Here is a 16,391-nt window from a genome sequence, read left to right on the forward strand (position 1 = left end):
GCAAGTGCGTGTCAGGAGGAAACACAATGACGGGTCCAGCGAAAGCCGGCCGGCCAAATCAGTTGCTGCGCAATCTGAATTCCAAAATTGCATCCATCCCGATGATCCTTACCGCCGTGGTCATCTTTCTCGGCGGAACGGTCTGGACGGTGTTCTATTCCTTCACCAACTCGAAGCTCCTGCCAAGGATGAGTTTCGTTGGTTTCGACCAATACAAGCGGCTCTGGGCCGCACCGCGATGGATCGTGTCCATCGAGAACCTCGCCCTTTACGGCATCTTTTCCCTGATCTTCAGCCTGGTGATCGGCTTTACGCTGGCTGCCCTGATGGATCAGAAGATCCGGTTCGAGAATGCGTTCCGGACGATCTTCCTCTACCCCTTCGCGCTGTCCTTCATCGTCACCGGCCTTGTCTGGCAGTGGGTGCTCAATCCCGAATTCGGCGTGCAGTCGGTGGTGCGTTCGCTTGGCTGGACGAGCTTCACCTTCGATCCGCTCTATACGCCGAGCATTGTCATCTACGGCGTGCTGATCGCGGCACTCTGGCAGGGAACGGGCCTTGTGATGTGCCTGATGCTCGCCGGCCTGCGCGGGATCGACGAGGACATCTGGAAGGCCTCGCGCGTCGACGGCATTCCGATGTGGAAGACCTATCTCTTCATCGTCATCCCGATGATGCGCCCCGTCTTCATCACCACGCTCGTCATCATCGCGTCGGGCATCGTCAAGGTCTACGACCTCGTGGTGGCGCAGACGTCGGGTGGACCCGGCATCTCGTCGGAAGTGCCGGCCAAGTATGTCTACGACTACATGTTCCAGGCGCAGAACCTGGGGCAGGGCTTCGCCGCCTCGACCATGATGCTGATCACGGTTGCGATCATCATCATTCCATGGGCTTATCTGGAATTCGGGGGAGGGCGTAAACGTGCCTGATACCATCGCTCTCAAGACGGCCGAGGTCGCACTGGCACCGGTCAAGTCCTTCGACGGACCGAACGGCAAGAAGCCGAAGCGGGTGCTCTCGCCGCGCAACATCATGCTCTACGGCACGCTGTTCGTCGCCGCCGCCTACTACCTGCTGCCGCTCTACGTGATGATCGTCACGTCGCTGAAGGGGATGCCCGAAATTCGCATGGGCAACATCTTCTCGCCGCCGATGGAAATCACCTTCGAGCCGTGGGTGAAGGCCTGGGCCACGGCCTGCACGGGCCTCAACTGCGACGGTCTCTCGCGCGGTTTCTGGAACTCGGTGCGGATCACCGTGCCATCCGTGATCGTCTCGATCGCGATTGCCTCGGTCAACGGCTATGCGCTCGCCAACTGGCGCTTCAAGGGATCGGAACTGTTCTTCTCGATCCTCGTCATCGGCGCGTTCATTCCCTACCAGGTGATGATCTATCCGATCGTCATCGTGTTGCGTGAAATGGGGATCTACGGGACGCTGACGGGCCTGATCATCGTGCATTCGATCTTCGGCATGCCGATCCTGACTTTGCTCTTCCGCAACTATTTCGCATCGCTGCCGCAGGAGCTTTTCAAGGCCGCCCGCGTCGATGGCGCCGGTTTCTGGCAGATCTTCCTGAAGATCATGGTGCCGATGTCGCTGCCGATCTTCGTCGTCGCCATGATCCTGCAGGTCACCGGCATATGGAACGACTTCCTGTTCGGCGTCGTCTTCACCCGGCCGGAATACTATCCGATGACCGTGCAGCTCAACAACATCGTCAATTCCGTCCAGGGCGTGAAGGAATACAACGTCAACATGGCCGCAACCATCCTTACGGGTCTGGTGCCGCTCATCGTGTATTTCGTGTCCGGACGTCTGTTCGTCCGCGGTATCGCCGCCGGCGCAGTGAAAGGCTGATCCATGAATTCAAGCGTTTCCATCAAAGACCTTTCGCTGAACTTCGGCGCCGTCAGCGTGCTCAAGGATCTGAACCTCGAGATCAATGACGGCGAGTTCCTGGTGCTGCTCGGCTCGTCCGGCTGCGGCAAGTCGACCTTGCTCAACTGCATCGCCGGCCTGCTGGATATCAGCGAGGGACAGATCCACATCAAGGGCCGCAACGTTACCTGGGAAGAGCCCAAGGACCGCGGCATCGGCATGGTGTTCCAGTCCTACGCGCTCTATCCGCAGATGACGGTTGAGAAGAATCTCTCCTTCGGCCTGCAGGTCGCCAAGATCCCGCAATCCGATATCGACAAGCGCGTGGCACGCGCTTCGGAGATCCTGCAGATCCAGCCGCTCCTGAAGCGCAAGCCGGCGGAGCTTTCGGGCGGCCAGCGCCAGCGCGTGGCGATCGGCCGTGCGCTGGTGCGCGATGTCGACGTGTTCCTGTTCGACGAGCCGCTCTCCAACCTCGACGCCAAGCTGCGTTCGGAGCTGCGCGTCGAGATCAAGCGGCTGCACCAGTCGCTGAAGAACACGATGATCTACGTCACCCACGACCAGATCGAGGCGCTGACGCTCGCAGACCGCATCGCGATCATGAAGAACGGCGAGATCCAGCAGCTTGCCGATCCGACGACGATCTACAACAAGCCGCGCAGCCTGTTCGTGGCGGGCTTCATCGGTTCTCCGTCGATGAACTTCCTGCGCGGCGAGATCGCCAAGCGGGGCGACGCCACCGTGTTCACCGCCAATGGAGTCGATTTCAACGTCGATGTCTATGAGGCGAGCGGGCCGCTGCAGGCGGGCCGGAAGGTGACGCTCGGCGTGCGGCCGGAGCATATCAAGGTCAACGAGAACCTCGGCGCGGAGGTTCATGACGCGACCGTCGATATCGAGGAGCCGATGGGCGCCGACAACCTGCTCTGGCTGAAGCATGCCGGACACACGATGTCGGTGCGTATCAACGGTGCCCGCCGCTTCAGCCCGGGTTCACAGGTCAAGCTCGGCTTCGACATGTCGCTGGCGTCGATCTTCGACGCCGAGACGGAACTGCGCCTTTAGACGACTACGCTGCGGGCGGGGCCGTCCCAAGCGGTTCCGCCCGTTCTTCCAATACCACATTCGGTCGCAGCCCGGTGACGGGTTCTCCCAAGAGCGGCCTGATCGGACAGTGCTATGACATCCTTGCCCACCAACGGGTTCAACCTCGACCTCTCAGGTTCGTGGAAGCTCACCTCCACGGATGGTGAAATCACCGCGCCGGTCACGCTTCCCGGCGACGTACATTCGGCGCTCCATGCCGCCAAGCTTATCCCCGACCCCTATTTCGGCCGTAACGAAGAGGTCGTGCAGTGGGTGGCGCATCGCGACTGGTCGATCGAGCGCAGCTTCACGGTGTCGGAGCCGGATGGCGACTGGTATCTCGATATCGACTATCTCGACACGGTGGCGGCCGTCTTCATCAACGGCTCGCCGGCGCTCGTCGCCGACAACAGCTTCCGCCGCTATCGCCCGGATGTCAGCAGCCATCTGAAGTCCGGCGAGAACACCATCCGCATCGTGCTGCATTCGAGCATCGCGGCGGGTGCCGATCGCCAGGGCAAGCAGCCCTTCTATATTCCCTATTCGACCGGTAACTCGCCGATCCCCAACGGCAACATGCTGCGCAAGCCGCAGTGCCATTTCGGCTGGGACTGGAACATCGCGATCGCGCCGCTCGGGCTTTACGGCACGATCGCGCTGCGCCGTCTCGACACCGCGCGCATCGAGCATGTGACGACGCAGCAGGTGCATAATCTCGACGGCTCCGTTGATCTGAAGGTCACTGCGACGCTGTTCTCCAAGAACCCAGGCATCGTGCCGGTGCATTTCTCGCTCGATGGCGAGCGGGTGCGGCTCGATGTCGGCGTCGGCGCCGGCGAGACTGTCGTCAATCATGTGTTTGAGATCGACAAGCCGCGCCTCTGGTGGCCTGCGGGAAGCGGCGAGCAGGCGCTTTATGCGCTGACCGTCGACCTGCCTTCCGATGCCGTTACCAAGCAGATCGGTCTGCGCACCGTCGAGCTCATCACCACGCCTGATGCTGCCGGCGCCCGTTTCGCGCTGAAGGTCAATGGTCGCGAGATCTTCTGCCGTGGCGCCAACTGGATTCCCGCCGACGCGCTGTTTTCGCTGTCGTCGCCCGAGAAGACCGAGGATCTGCTGCAATCGGCCAAGTCGGCCAACATGAACATGATCCGCGTCTGGGGCGGCGGGTTCTACGAGCATAATCATTTCTACGATCTCTGTGACCGGCTCGGCCTCATGGTCTGGCAGGACTTCATGTTCGCCTGCAACCTCTATCCCTCGACCGAGGACTTCCTCGACAATGTCGCGCTCGAGGTCGATTACCAGGTTCGCCGCCTGAACTCGCATCCGTCGATCGCGCTCTGGTGCGGCGACAACGAACTGGTGGGCGCGCTCACCTGGTTCGAGGAATCGCGCAAGGACCGCGACCGCTATCTCGTCTCCTACGACCGCCTCAACCGGGTGATCGAACAGGCGATGAAGAAGGCTGCGCCGGATGCGATCTGGTGGCCGTCGAGCCCGGCCTCGGGCTATCTCGATTTCGGCGATGCCTGGCATGCCGATGGCTCCGGCGACATGCACTATTGGTCGGTCTGGCACGAGAACAAGTCGTTCGACAATTACCGTTCCGTTCGCCCGCGCTTCTGCTCGGAATTCGGCTTCCAGTCCTACACCTCGCTGCCCGTCATCAAGACCTATGCCGAGGCCAAGGACATGAACGTCGCGTCGCCGGTCATGGAGCTGCACCAGAAGAACGCCGGAGGCAACGAGCGCATTGCCGGCACGATGTTCCGCTATTTCCGCTTCCCGAAGGATTTCCCGAATTTCGTCTATCTCAGCCAGATCCAGCAGGGTCTCGCGATCAAGACGGCGGTGGAATACTGGCGGTCGCTGAAGCCGCATTGCATGGGGACGATCTACTGGCAGCTCAACGACACCTGGCCGGTGGCCTCGTGGTCGAGCCTTGATTACGGCGGTCGCTGGAAGGCGATGCACTATCTGGTCAAGCGCTTCTTCCAGCCTGTGGCGGTCGCCGCCATCCCATCCGACGACGGCAAGCAGATCCGCTTCTCGCTGGTCAATGACACGCTCGATGACGTCAGCGTCGACCTGTCGATCTCAGTCATCGACATTAAGGGGGAGCGCAGGCACCTGAAGGATGTGCAGGCGGTCTGCACGCCCGACGCTGCGGTAACGGCTGCCAGCATCGACGTCTCCGAGATCCCCGCGGGCACGCTACTTGCCTGGCGCTTCACGGCATCGAACGGCATGGGCGGCGAGGGGCATTACGTGCACGGCACCTACAAGGCTTTGGAGCTCGAGCCCGCGGGCCTGATGGTCACGCACGAATATGTCGAGGAGGACGGCTCCGTCTGCCTCAATGTCACTGCGAAGGGACTTGCGCTCTTCGTGATGATCGAGACCGAGACCGACGGCAAGTATTCCGACAATGCCTTCGATCTGGCGGCGGGCGAGACGCGCCGCATCACCTTCACCCCGGCCACGCCGCTTGAGGGCGGTGCCCTGCCGGACTTCCGTTTCTACGACCTGCAATCCTGTCAGTCCGTGGATTGATCCTGATTAAATGAATGGGCACGAGGCCCGAGGAGGATATTATGACGAAACTGAGTTTCCAGCTTTATAGCGCCCGCAACTTCCAGCCTTATTCGGCGATCTTCGAAAAGCTTGGCAAGGCCGGCTATCAGGAAGTCGAAGGCTTCGGCGGCATTTACGCCGATCTCGACGATTTCGGCCTCAAGGGCCTGCGCGCCGAACTCGACAAGAACGGCCTCACGATGGCGAGCGGCCATTTCAGCCCCGATTTCCTCGACGGCGAAGTGCAGAAGTCGCTGAACATTGCCAAGATCCTCGGCATGGATTCCATCTATGCACCGCATCTGGCGGCCGATGAGCGTCCGACCGACGGTGCCGGTTGGCTGGCCTTCGGCAAGCGCCTGCAGGAAATGAGCAAGCCCTACAAGGACGCAGGCTACGAGTTCGGCTGGCACAACCACGACTTCGAATTCGTGAAGCTCGCCGACGGCTCGCTGCCGATCGAGCGCATCTTCGAGGGCGCGCCTGATATTTCCTGGGAAGCGGATATCGCCTGGGTCGTTCGCGGCGGTGCTGATCCCTTCGCATGGATCGAGAAGCTGGGCTCGCGCATCACCTCGGCGCACGTCAAGGACATTGCGCCGGCTGGCGAGAACAAGAACGAAGACGGCTGGGCCGATGTCGGTCACGGCACGCTTGATTGGTCGAAGCTCGTCGCGGCGCTGAAGGGCACCAAGACCAAGCACTACGTCGTCGAGCATGACAATCCTGCTGATATCGATCGCCTGATCACCCGCTCGATCGCATCCTTCAAGACCTACTGAGGACCATCATGACCAAGGAACTTGGCGTCGGCATCATCGGATGCGGCAACATCTCCACCACCTATTTTTCGCTGGCCCCGCTGTTCAAGGGCCTCAAGGTCGTCGCTTGCGCCGACCTCAACATGCAGGCCGCCGAAGCCCGCGCCGCCGAATATGGCGTCAAGGCGCAGACGATCGAGGACCTGCTCACCAATGACGAGGTCGACGTCGTCGTCAACCTGACGATCCCGGACGCACACTTTCCCGTGTCGAAGGCGATTCTGCTCTCCGGCAAGCACGTCTATTCGGAAAAGCCGCTGGTTCTCACCCTTGAGCAGGGTGAGGAGCTGCGCCGCATCGCCAAGGAGAAGAACCTCTCCGTCGGTTGCGCGCCCGACACCTTCCTCGGCGGCGCGCATCAGCTCGCCCGCAAGTATATCGACGAGGGCGGCATCGGTCGCGTCACCTCGGGCGCGTGCTATGTCATGAGCCCCGGCATGGAGATGTGGCATCCGAACCCGGATTTCTTCTTCCTGCCCGGCGGCGGCCCGATCCTCGATCTCGGCCCTTACTACATCGCCAACCTGATCAACCTGATCGGTCCGGTGAAGCGTGTTGGCGCGATGACCTCCATGGCGTCGCCGACCCGCACGATCACCAGCGAGCCGCGCAACGGCGAGACGATCCCGGTGAAGACGCCGACGACGATCCAGGCGATCCTGGAATTCGTCAACGGCGCGACCGTGACGCTGACCGCGAGCTGGGACGTCTGGTCCCACCGCCATGCCAACATGGAGCTCTACGGCACCGACGGTTCGCTCTACGTGCCGGATCCGAACTTCTTCGGTGGGGTGGTCGAGGCGAGCGGTCGCGACAAGGACATCAAGCCGCTCGATGGCTGGGAGCACCCCTTCGGCATCTCCAACCAGGAGAGCCCGCAGGGACCGCGCGCCAACTATCGTACGGCCGGTCTCGCCGACATGGCGATGGCGATCATCGAGGGGCGCGATGCGCGTTGCTCGCTCGATCGCACGCTGCATGGCGTCGACGTCATGACCTCGATCCTGAAGTCGGGCGAGGAAGGCCGCTTCATCGAGCTGACGACGACCTGCACGCAGCCGGCCGCACTCGGCATCGAAGAGGCGCAGGCACTTCTGAAGTGATTGGCAGTTCTGAAGGGGCAGGCGCTCTTGAAGTACGTGCCTAAAGGTCTATGGTCCGGCGCGGGCGACGAACCCGCGCCGTTTGTATATACGAGGGATGAGGACATATGAGCTGGCAACCGGCTTCCGACCGCTATTCGAAGATGAAGTATAACCGCACGGGCCGTTCCGGCCTGAAGCTGCCGGCCGTTTCGCTCGGCCTCTGGCACAATTTCGGCGGCGACACGCCGCATGACCGCAAGATCGACATGTGCCGCACGGCCTTCGATGTCGGCATCACCCATTTCGACCTCGCCAACAATTACGGCCCGCCTCCGGGCAGCGCCGAGACAGCCTTCGGCGAGATCATGCGCACCGAATTTGCCGGCCTGCGCGACGAGCTGATCATTTCGTCCAAGGCCGGCTACGACATGTGGCCGGGTCCTTACGGCGAGTGGGGCAGCCGCAAGTACATGATCGCCTCATGCGACCAGAGCCTGAAGCGCATGGGTCTCGACTATGTCGATATCTTCTACTCGCACCGTTTCGATCCGGATACGCCGCTGGAAGAGACCTGTGGCGCGCTGGACCATATCGTGCGGTCCGGCCGCGCGCTCTATGTCGGCATCTCGTCCTACAACGCGCAGCGCACCCGCGAAGCCGCCGCCATCCTCAAGGATCTCGGTACACCGTGCCTGATCCACCAGCCGAGCTATTCCATGCTCAACCGCTGGGTCGAAGACGACAAGCTGCTCGATACGCTCGACGAGGTCGGCATGGGCTCGATCGTGTTCTCGCCGCTGGCGCAGGGCATGCTGACGACGAAGTATCTCGGCGGCATTCCTCAGGATAGCCGCGCTGCGCAGAACCACTTCCTCAAGAAGGACTTCATCCGTCCTCAGATCATCGACAACATCCGCAAGCTCAACGAGATCGCGGAACGCCGCGGCCAGACGCTGGCGCAGATGGCAATCGCCTGGGTGCTGCGCGGCGACCGCGTGACGTCGGCGCTGATCGGCGCCAGCCGCTCGTCGCAGATCGTCGACTGCGTCAAGGCGCTCGACAATCTGCAGTTCACTGCCGAGGAGCTCAAGGAGATCGATGGTTACGCCCGCGAGGCGGATATCAATCTCTGGGCGAAGTCCGCGGAACGCGAATAAGCTGATGCAATGAGGGAGGGAACTTTATTTGCTCCCTCATTCCTGTGCTTGTCACAGGAATCCAGCCAGCCCAAGTCCTTGGGCTGGAAAGAGTCCCTTCACCGCGCCGACGCGCGGTGGCTGGATCCCTGTGACGAGCACAGGGATGAGGGCCTGAGAGGTGGCCTTCCTGGCAGCTCACAGCAGACCAAAATCGCCATTCGGAGGAGGTGGCCCTGATGATCCGCAATCCAATCCTGCCGGGCTTCAATCCGGACCCGTCGATCTGCCGTGTCGGCGAGGATTACTACATCGCGACCTCGACCTTCGAGTGGTATCCTGGTGTGCAGATCCATCACTCGCGCGATCTGGTGAACTGGACGCTGGTGCGGCGGCCGCTGGAGCGGGCGTCGCAGCTCGACATGCGCGGCAATCCCGATAGCTGCGGCGTCTGGGCGCCCTGTCTCTCCTATGCCGACGGGCTGTTCTGGCTTGTCTATACAGACGTCAAGCGCTTCGACGGCAACTTCAAGGATGCGCATAATTACATCGTGACCTCGCCAACGATAGAGGGCGAATGGTCAGAGCCCATCTATGTGAACTCGTCGGGCTTCGACCCGTCGCTGTTTCATGACGATGACGGTCGCAAGTGGTTCCTCAACATGCAGTGGAACCACCGCACCGAGAGTTTCGGTGGTGCGCCGAAATCGCCGGCTTTCGACGGTATCCTGCTGCAGGAGTGGGATGCGGAGACGAAATCGCTGAAGGGCCCGATCCGCAACATCTTCGCGGGCAGCTCGCTCGGGCTGGTCGAGGGGCCGCATCTCTTCAAGCGCAACGGCTATTATTATCTGACCACCGCCGAGGGCGGGACGGGCTACGACCATGCGGTGACGATGGCGCGGTCGCGCGACATCGCCGGCCCCTATGAGATGCACCCGAACAAGCACCTCATCACCTCGAAGGACCACCCGGAAGCCATTTTGCAGCGGGCAGGGCATGGGCAGTATGTCGAGACACCCGACGGCCAGGTCTATCATACGCACCTCTGCGGCCGGCCTATGCCGCCGAAGCGGCGTTGCACGCTCGGCCGCGAAACCAGCCTGCAGAAATGCGTCTGGAAGGACGACGGCTGGCTCTATCTCGAAAATGGCACCACGGTGCCCGACGTCACCGTGCCGGGACTTGATGGTGCCGTGCAGGCCGAGAAGCCCATGCGCAGCGAATACGGCTTCGATGGCGGCACGCTGCCCGCCGATTTCCAATGGCTGCGTACGCCGAAGCCGGAACGGATCTTCAATCTCACGGAGCGGCCCGGTCACCTCAGGCTGATTGCCCGCGAGAGTATCGGCTCATGGTTCGAGCAGGCGCTGGTGGCGCGGCGGCAGGAGCATCACAGTTTCCGGGCCGAGACGGTCGTCGAGTTCGATCCGGATACCTACCAGCAGGTGGCCGGGCTGACGCACTACTACAACCGCCACAAGTTCCACGCGGTGGTGGTGACGCTGCACGAAAAGCTCGGGCGTTGTGTCACCATCCTGTCGTGCAACGGCGATTATCCGAACGGCCGGCTGAGCTTTCCCGTCGGCAGCGGCGAGGCGCTTCCGGCCAGCGGTCGCGTTCAGCTTTCGATGGAGATCCGCGACAACGACCTGCAGTTCTTCTGGCAGACCGAGGGCATGGGCGCTTGGCGGGCGATCGGGCCGGTGCTCGACGCCGGCGTGGTTTCAGACGAAGGCGGGCGCGGTGAGCATGGCTCGTTTACCGGCGCATTCGCCGGCGTCTTTGCCTTCGATACGTCGGGTCGGGTGAAGGTGGCCGATTTCGACTGGTTCAATTACGACGAGCTGTGAGAGGGAGCGACATCGCTCTTTTGCTGGGTGATGTCGATCTTTCTAATTTAATATATGCTTTTAAATATGTGTTTTCATTACTCAAATTTAATCAAACTTTCAGATTCGGTTCATCATTTCGGGGCTAGGTATGGGGCGTGTTCAACACGAGGAAACCCCGATGAAAAAGATGTTTGCCGTTCTTCTCTCCGCTTCTTTCCTGGCCGCGCCGCTGGTTGCTGCAACCGAAGCAAGCGCCCAAGAACATCATCGCCGCCCCGTTCACGTCGAGCGTGAAGTGCATGTCACAAAGTACAAGTGGAGCCGCGGACATCGCATGAGCCCTGCCGAGCGCCGCAACATGCGCGAAGTGCGCGATTATCGTCGCTACCGCCTGGCGCCTCCGCCGCGCGGCTATCGCTGGGTGCAGGTCAACAACGACTACCTGATGATCAACATTGCCAGCAATGTGATCTCCAACATCATTACCGGCCGCTGATCGGCCGATGTGATTTGTGCGGAAAGGGCGGCTTCGGCCGCCCTTTTTCATGTCTGTCTTTCGGGCGTATTGAGCCTCAGCCGCGCCGCCAGTTTGCCGAGAACGCCGGTGCTGGGCTTACGCTCTTCGGCATCGGGCGGCGCTGCCAGCCCTTCGATGGGCGGCAGCGGGTCGCATTCCTCGCAGACGCATTGATATCTCCTGATCGCTTGCGCCTTCATGCGGCCTGTTCTCCCCAGCGGGCGAAGGGATCGGGCATGTCGCGCCATTTCTCCGGCGTGAAGTCCTCGGCGCTGACAAGACATGCATCGAGACGCTCGCGGATCCAGGCTTCGTCCATCGGGTCGGCGCCGATGAAGACGATCTCCTGGCGGCGGTCGCCCCAGACGGGGTGTAGATAGGGACCGATTGCGGTCATGAAGCGCGGATCTTCCGGCCAGCGCTCCCTCGGCACCGCCGACCACCATGTACCCATGCGGCTTGTGCGCAGGATGGCGCCGGCCTGGCTGACCTCGCCGACATGATGCGGCCGGGTCGCGAGCCAGAAGAAGCCCTTGGCGCGCACGACGCCCGGCCAGGCGGTGTCGAAGAACCGCTGCAGTTTCGCCGGATCGAAGGGGCGCTTCTCGCGATACACGAAGGAGCGGATGCCGTATTCCTCGGTTTCCGGCACATGGTCGTTGAAGCCGTGCATCTCCTTGTACCAGAGCGGGTGGGTCTCGGCCTTGTCGATGTCGAAGAGGCCGGTGCCGAGGACCTCCTGCGGCCGAACCTTGCCGAAATCGGCCTCGATCAGCCGGGCATCCGGGTTCAGGCCGACGACGATCTGGCGGGCGGCCTGCAGCTGTTCTCTGGTGGCGGTGCCGACCTTGTTGAGGATCACGACGTCTGCGAACTCGATCTGCTCGACCAGGAGGTCGATCACTGTGCGATTGTCGCCATTGCCGGCCGTCTCGCCGCGATCGCCGAGGAAATCGGTGGAGGCGTAATCGGCGAGCAGTCCGGCGGCGTCGACCACCGTGACCATGGTATCGAGCTCGGCGACATCGGACAGGCTCATGCCGTCCTCGTCGCGGAACTCGAAAGTGGTAGCGACGGGCAGGGGCTCGGCGATCCCCGTGGATTCGATCAGCAGGTAGTCGAAGCGGTTCTGTTCCGCCAGTTGGCGGACTTCCTTCAAGAGGTCGTCGCGCAGCGTGCAGCAGATGCAGCCGTTGGTCATCTCGACCAAAGCCTCATCCGTGCGCGACAGGTTGGCGCCGCCGTCGCGCACCAGTGCTGCGTCGATATTGACCTCGCTCATGTCGTTGACGATGACGGCGACGCGCAGGCCATCGCGGTTGGCCAGTATGTGGTTCAGAAGCGTCGTCTTGCCGGYGCCGAGGAAGCCGGAGAGGACGGTGACCGGCAGTTTCCTGTTCATTGCGATCTCCAGTTAATGTTACAATATTACATTGATTGATCTGAAAAAGGCGGACTGTGTGCCCGCCTTTTCGACATGCGGTGGGGCCGGTCTCAGCTTTCGCGCGACAGGCAGTCCTTGAGATTATTGGCGATCCCGCGCATCAGCTTGAAATAGAGATCCGGGCCGGCATCGAGCGTTGCTGCTTCGGGATCGAGTACTCCGGCCTTGGCCTTGGTGCCCTCGAGCACGACATCGACCAGACGCGGCTGGAACTGCGGCTCGGCGAAGACGCAGGTTGCGCCAAGGTCCGCCACCTTCTTGTGGATCTCGGCGATCCGCTCGGCGCCGGGAATGGTTTCCGGGCTGACGGTGATGGAGCCGGCGACGCGCACCTTGTACCGGTTTTCGAAATACTGGTAGGCGTCGTGGAAGACGATGAAGGGCTTGTCCTTGACTGGTGAAACGATGCCGGAGATTTCCTTGTCGAGCGCGTCGAGCTTGGCGTTCAGCGTCTCGGCATTGGCCTGGTAGGCAAGGGCGTTGGCGGGGTCGGCGGCCACCAGCGTGGTGGTGATCTCGGCGGCCATGGCCTTGGCGTTTTCGGGGTCGAGCCAGAGATGGGTGTCGAAGGCGCCATGCCCGTGGTCATGGTCGTGGTCGTCATGTGCCTCGGCGGTGTGATCGTGATCATGACCGGCCGCTTCCTTGGCATGGTCGTGGCCGGCTTCGTGCGCGTCGCCATCATGGTCACCATGGTCGTGCGCTTCGAAGGCGCCGCCTTCGCGGAACTTTAACTTGGTCAGGCCCGGCGCCTTGTCGAGTTCGGCGACGCTGGCATCCTCTCCGAGCGCTTCCAGCGGCTTTTCCAGAAAGGCTTCCATGCCCGGGCCGACCCAGAAGACCACCTTGGCGTCCTGCAGCGCCTTGGCGTTGGAGGGCTTCATCGAATAGGTGTGTGGGGAGGCGGCGCCATCGACGATCAACTCCGGCGTGCCGACGCCCTGCATGATGGCGGAGACCAGCGAATGCACCGGCTTGATCGAGGTGACGACGACGGGGGCGTCGGCGCCGTGGGCCGTGCCGGCAATGAGGAGGGCGGGGAGGAGGGCCGGGAGTGCGAGGCCTTGTAGCGCCAGGGAAAGGCCGGTCGCGAGTTTCATGTGCATGCTCCGCTTGAATTGCATAGGTAATGTTATTACATCAATTGCGTTATGCTATAACGTGTGCGATAGCAGGGCGCAACAGCACTTTCGGAAAAATGATGCCATTACCCGCAAATTCCGAGGCGAGGCCGCTCGTTTCGCTTTCAAATGTCGGTGTCCGCAGAAACGGCCGCTGGCTGGTTCGCGGCGTCGATTTTTCCGTCTCGCGCGGCGAGATCGTGACGCTGATCGGCCCTAACGGTTCCGGCAAATCGACGACGGTAAAGACGGCGATCGGCGTTATGAAGGCCGACGAGGGCAAGGTGACGCGCGCCTCCGGTCTCAAGGTCGGCTATGTGCCGCAGAAGCTCGCCATCGACTGGACGCTGCCGCTCACCGTGCGCCGGCTGATGACGCTGACGGGGCCGCTTTCGGCAAGCGACATGAACGAGGCGCTCGATGCCGTCGGTCTCTCGCATATGATCAATGCCGAGGTGCAGCATCTTTCCGGCGGCGAATTCCAGCGGGCGCTGATGGCGCGCGCCATTGCCCGCAAGCCCGATCTGCTCGTCCTTGATGAGCCGGTGCAGGGCGTCGATTTCTCCGGAGAAATCGCGATCTACGAGCTGATCAAGACGATCCGCAACACGACGGGGTGCGGCATCCTGCTGATTTCGCACGACCTGCATGTTGTCATGGCGGCGACCGATACCGTCATCTGCCTCAACGGCCATGTCTGCTGCCGCGGCACGCCGCAGGCGGTGACGCAGAGTGCGGAATATGTGCGCCTGTTCGGCAGCCGCGCGGCGCAGTCGCTTGCCGTCTACAGTCACGATCACGATCATACGCATCTCCCTGATGGCCGCGTTCTGCATGCGGATGGTTCGGTGACAGACCATTGCCACCCTGAGGATGGCCACCACCATGGTCATGACCATGCGGGCCACGGTCATTCCGCGCACTCTCATGACCACGGACATGCGAGCCATGATCACGGGCATGCTCATCATGACCACGCCCACCATCATACGGCCGATGACGGGCACGGGCACAAGCATCCGGCGGGAGAGCGCCATGTTTGACGATTTCTTCGTTCGCGCCATCATCGCGGGAGTCGGCCTGGCGCTGACCACGGGGCCGCTCGGCTGCTTCATCATCTGGCGGCGCATGGCCTATTTCGGCGATACGATCTCGCATTCGGCGCTGCTCGGCGTGGCACTGTCGCTGCTCATGCAGTTCAACCTGACGCTCTCGGTCTTCGTCGTTGCGGCTGCCGTCTCGATCCTGCTGCTCTTGCTACAGAAGCGGCAGGCTCTCTCGGCCGATGCGCTGCTCGGCATTCTCTCACATGCGACGCTGGCGATCGGGCTGGTCATGGTCGCCTTCATGACCTGGGTGCGCATCGACCTCATCGCCTTCCTGTTCGGCGATATCCTCGCGGTTTCCAAGGCCGATATCGCCTTCATCTGGGGCGGCGGCATTCTGGTGCTTGGTGCGATCGCCTGGCTGTGGCGGCCGCTGCTTGCCTCGACCGTCAATCCCGAACTGGCCGAGGCCGAGGGGCTGAAGCCGGAGCGGGCGCGGCTGTTCTTCATGCTGCTGATGGCCGTCGTCATCGCGATTGYCATGAAGATCGTCGGCATCATGCTGATCACCTCGCTGCTGATCATTCCGGCCGCCGCTGCCCGGCGCTTTTCGTCGACGCCCGAGATCATGGCGGTGCTCGCCTCGCTGATCGGGGCGGTTGCCGTGGTCGGCGGGCTGTTCGGTTCGCTCACCTACGACACGCCGTCGGGCCCGTCGATCGTGGTCGCGGCTCTCATTCTCTTCATTCTCAGCCTGCTGCCCAAATTCGGGCGGGGCCAGGCCGCCACGGAAGGACAAGGCTCATGAGCGCACCCGCACTGACCAAGAACCAGGCGCTTGTCTTCGACGTTCTGGAAAAGGCCGACGGCCCGCTCAGCGCCTACACGATCCTCGATAAGCTACGCGACCACGGCTTTCGCGCGCCGCTGCAGGTGTACCGGGCGCTGGAGAAGCTGCTCGAATATGGCGTCGTGCACCGGCTTGAGAGCATCAACTCCTTCGTCGCCTGCGCGCATCCCGGCGAGAACTGCCACAGCCACGGCATCGTCGCCTTCGCCATCTGCGAAAGCTGCGGCCAGGTAATGGAATTCCACGACCACGAGGTCGACCATCGCCTGATGGACTGGACCAAATCCAAGAAGTTCAAGGCCGAGAAGACGACGATCGAGATTCGCGGGCTTTGCGAGGCTTGCGCGGCGTAACTAGTCGAGCCGCTTCAAATCGCGCGCGAAACGCTGCCAGTTCCCGACGTATTTCTCCGCCGAGCGCTTGAGGCCTTCGACCGCCTTGTCGTCGAGGGTGCGGATGGCGCGGGCGGGGGAGCCGACGATCAGGGAGTTGTCGGGGAATTCCTTGCCCTCAGTCACCAGCGCATTAGCGCCGACGAGGCAGTTGTTGCCGATCTTCGCGCCGTTCAGCACTGTGGCGCCCATGCCAACAAGCGAATTGTTTCCGATTGAGCAGCCATGGACAATCGCATGATGACCGATGGTGCAGCCTTCGCCGATCGTGACGGGATAACCGGGATCGGTGTGCAGCATGGCGCCTTCCTGGATATTCGTCGCCGCGCCGACCGTGATCGGCTCGTTGTCCCCACGCAGCACCGCGCCGAACCAGACGCCGACGTCACTGCCGAGCGTCACCTTGCCGATCACATGCGCATCGGGCGCGATCCAGTATGTGCCGGATGGCGGCAGATGCGGGGCGTCACCCGAGAGCGCATAGATCGGCATGGTCATTCCTCCCTAAGAGCGTTTCCGCCTTTCTTCGAAAGGCAAAAATGCTCTATCTCTTTGTTACGCAATTCCGGACGCAAAACCGCGCTGCACTTT

The 16,391-nt window shown here is 62.0% G+C and carries 16 protein-coding genes; 12 read left to right on the plus strand and 4 right to left on the minus strand.

The genetic code is table 11. The features are described 5' to 3' along the window. The first annotated feature begins 26 nt into the window (after positions 1-26). The 9 genes from AC1DOG_RS03255 (at position 27) to AC1DOG_RS03295 (ending at position 10,926) form a co-directional block, all read left to right on the plus strand. Complete coding sequence (locus AC1DOG_RS03255; RefSeq protein ID WP_477926804.1) at positions 27-932, plus strand: carbohydrate ABC transporter permease; 906 nt, start codon at positions 27-29, stop codon at positions 930-932. Between the two features lie 4 nt (positions 933-936). Further along, positions 937-1,863: a carbohydrate ABC transporter permease gene (locus tag AC1DOG_RS03260; RefSeq protein ID WP_047512438.1), complete on the plus strand. Its 927-nt coding sequence runs from the start codon at positions 937-939 to the stop codon at positions 1,861-1,863. A 3-nt stretch (positions 1,864-1,866) separates the two neighbouring features. Beyond that, positions 1,867-2,952: an ABC transporter ATP-binding protein gene (locus AC1DOG_RS03265; protein WP_477926805.1), complete on the plus strand. Its 1,086-nt coding sequence runs from the start codon at positions 1,867-1,869 to the stop codon at positions 2,950-2,952. Positions 2,953-3,066: 114 nt separating this feature from the next. Continuing rightward, on the plus strand, positions 3,067-5,532 hold the full coding sequence (locus AC1DOG_RS03270; protein ID WP_477926806.1) for a beta-mannosidase: 2,466 nt from the start codon (positions 3,067-3,069) through the stop codon (positions 5,530-5,532). A gap of 41 nt (positions 5,533-5,573) precedes the next feature. Further along, positions 5,574-6,335, plus strand: coding sequence for a sugar phosphate isomerase/epimerase family protein (locus AC1DOG_RS03275; protein ID WP_477926807.1), 762 nt, complete (start codon positions 5,574-5,576; stop codon positions 6,333-6,335). Between the two features lie 8 nt (positions 6,336-6,343). Continuing rightward, positions 6,344-7,477 (plus strand): Gfo/Idh/MocA family protein, encoded by a 1,134-nt coding sequence (locus AC1DOG_RS03280; protein ID WP_113199892.1) that lies wholly within the window; start codon positions 6,344-6,346, stop codon positions 7,475-7,477. 107 nt (positions 7,478-7,584) lie between these two features. Then, positions 7,585-8,616: an L-glyceraldehyde 3-phosphate reductase gene (gene mgrA / locus AC1DOG_RS03285; protein ID WP_477926808.1), complete on the plus strand. Its 1,032-nt coding sequence runs from the start codon at positions 7,585-7,587 to the stop codon at positions 8,614-8,616. 218 nt (positions 8,617-8,834) lie between these two features. Beyond that, positions 8,835-10,448 (plus strand): glycoside hydrolase family 43 protein, encoded by a 1,614-nt coding sequence (locus tag AC1DOG_RS03290; protein WP_477926809.1) that lies wholly within the window; start codon positions 8,835-8,837, stop codon positions 10,446-10,448. 160 nt (positions 10,449-10,608) lie between these two features. Next, a complete protein-coding gene (locus AC1DOG_RS03295; RefSeq protein ID WP_113199889.1) occupies positions 10,609-10,926 on the plus strand; it encodes an RcnB family protein in 318 nt (105 codons plus the stop codon). Positions 10,927-10,973: 47 nt separating this feature from the next. Here the strand turns inward: AC1DOG_RS03295 and AC1DOG_RS03300 are convergent, their stop codons facing one another. From AC1DOG_RS03300 to znuA, 3 genes are all read right to left on the minus strand, one after another. Then, a complete protein-coding gene (locus tag AC1DOG_RS03300) occupies positions 10,974-11,147 on the minus strand; it encodes a hypothetical protein (RefSeq protein WP_477926810.1) in 174 nt (57 codons plus the stop codon). Next, positions 11,144-12,349 carry a GTP-binding protein gene (locus tag AC1DOG_RS03305; RefSeq protein ID WP_477926811.1) on the minus strand — a complete coding sequence of 402 codons (1,206 nt, stop codon included), beginning with the start codon at positions 12,347-12,349 and terminating at the stop codon, positions 11,144-11,146. Before AC1DOG_RS03305 ends, AC1DOG_RS03300 begins: the two co-directional genes overlap by 4 nt. A 92-nt stretch (positions 12,350-12,441) precedes the next feature. Beyond that, complete coding sequence (znuA, locus tag AC1DOG_RS03310; RefSeq protein WP_477926812.1) at positions 12,442-13,491, minus strand: zinc ABC transporter substrate-binding protein ZnuA; 1,050 nt, start codon at positions 13,489-13,491, stop codon at positions 12,442-12,444. Between the two features lie 101 nt (positions 13,492-13,592). Between znuA and AC1DOG_RS03315 the strand changes: the two genes are divergently transcribed. Genes AC1DOG_RS03315 through AC1DOG_RS03325 form a run of 3 tightly spaced genes read left to right on the plus strand, consistent with a single transcriptional unit; the run spans position 13,593 to position 15,761 of the window. Beyond that, a complete protein-coding gene (locus AC1DOG_RS03315; protein ID WP_477926813.1) occupies positions 13,593-14,555 on the plus strand; it encodes an ATP-binding cassette domain-containing protein in 963 nt (320 codons plus the stop codon). Continuing rightward, positions 14,548-15,366 (plus strand): metal ABC transporter permease, encoded by an 819-nt coding sequence (locus tag AC1DOG_RS03320; RefSeq protein WP_477926814.1) that lies wholly within the window; start codon positions 14,548-14,550, stop codon positions 15,364-15,366. The genes AC1DOG_RS03315 and AC1DOG_RS03320 overlap by 8 nt, the downstream gene beginning before the upstream one ends. After that, positions 15,363-15,761 (plus strand): Fur family transcriptional regulator, encoded by a 399-nt coding sequence (locus tag AC1DOG_RS03325; protein WP_018900623.1) that lies wholly within the window; start codon positions 15,363-15,365, stop codon positions 15,759-15,761. The genes AC1DOG_RS03320 and AC1DOG_RS03325 overlap by 4 nt, the downstream gene beginning before the upstream one ends. Here the strand turns inward: AC1DOG_RS03325 and AC1DOG_RS03330 are convergent, their stop codons facing one another. Further along, a complete protein-coding gene (locus AC1DOG_RS03330; RefSeq protein WP_477926815.1) occupies positions 15,762-16,292 on the minus strand; it encodes a gamma carbonic anhydrase family protein in 531 nt (176 codons plus the stop codon). Positions 16,293-16,391: the final 99 nt, after the last annotated feature.

Source organism: Rhizobium sp. 01N48 (assembly GCF_056399145.1).

Excerpts from the sequence above, each read along its gene's own strand:
- AC1DOG_RS03295 (WP_113199889.1), top strand. The coding sequence starts at position 10,609 with ATGAAAAAGATGTTTGCCGTTCTTCTCTCCGCTTCTTTCCTGGCCGCG.
- AC1DOG_RS03300 (WP_477926810.1), bottom strand. The coding sequence starts at position 11,147 with ATGAAGGCGCAAGCGATCAGGAGATATCAATGCGTCTGCGAGGAATGC.
- AC1DOG_RS03265 (WP_477926805.1), top strand. The coding sequence starts at position 1,867 with ATGAATTCAAGCGTTTCCATCAAAGACCTTTCGCTGAACTTCGGCGCC.
- AC1DOG_RS03315 (WP_477926813.1), top strand. The coding sequence starts at position 13,593 with ATGCCATTACCCGCAAATTCCGAGGCGAGGCCGCTCGTTTCGCTTTCA.
- AC1DOG_RS03270 (WP_477926806.1), top strand. The coding sequence starts at position 3,067 with ATGACATCCTTGCCCACCAACGGGTTCAACCTCGACCTCTCAGGTTCG.
- AC1DOG_RS03290 (WP_477926809.1), top strand. The coding sequence starts at position 8,835 with ATGATCCGCAATCCAATCCTGCCGGGCTTCAATCCGGACCCGTCGATC.
- AC1DOG_RS03280 (WP_113199892.1), top strand. The coding sequence starts at position 6,344 with ATGACCAAGGAACTTGGCGTCGGCATCATCGGATGCGGCAACATCTCC.
- AC1DOG_RS03255 (WP_477926804.1), top strand. The coding sequence starts at position 27 with ATGACGGGTCCAGCGAAAGCCGGCCGGCCAAATCAGTTGCTGCGCAAT.
- AC1DOG_RS03330 (WP_477926815.1), bottom strand. The coding sequence starts at position 16,292 with ATGCCGATCTATGCGCTCTCGGGTGACGCCCCGCATCTGCCGCCATCC.
- znuA (WP_477926812.1), bottom strand. The coding sequence starts at position 13,491 with ATGAAACTCGCGACCGGCCTTTCCCTGGCGCTACAAGGCCTCGCACTC.
- AC1DOG_RS03275 (WP_477926807.1), top strand. The coding sequence starts at position 5,574 with ATGACGAAACTGAGTTTCCAGCTTTATAGCGCCCGCAACTTCCAGCCT.
- AC1DOG_RS03325 (WP_018900623.1), top strand. The coding sequence starts at position 15,363 with ATGAGCGCACCCGCACTGACCAAGAACCAGGCGCTTGTCTTCGACGTT.
- mgrA (WP_477926808.1), top strand. The coding sequence starts at position 7,585 with ATGAGCTGGCAACCGGCTTCCGACCGCTATTCGAAGATGAAGTATAAC.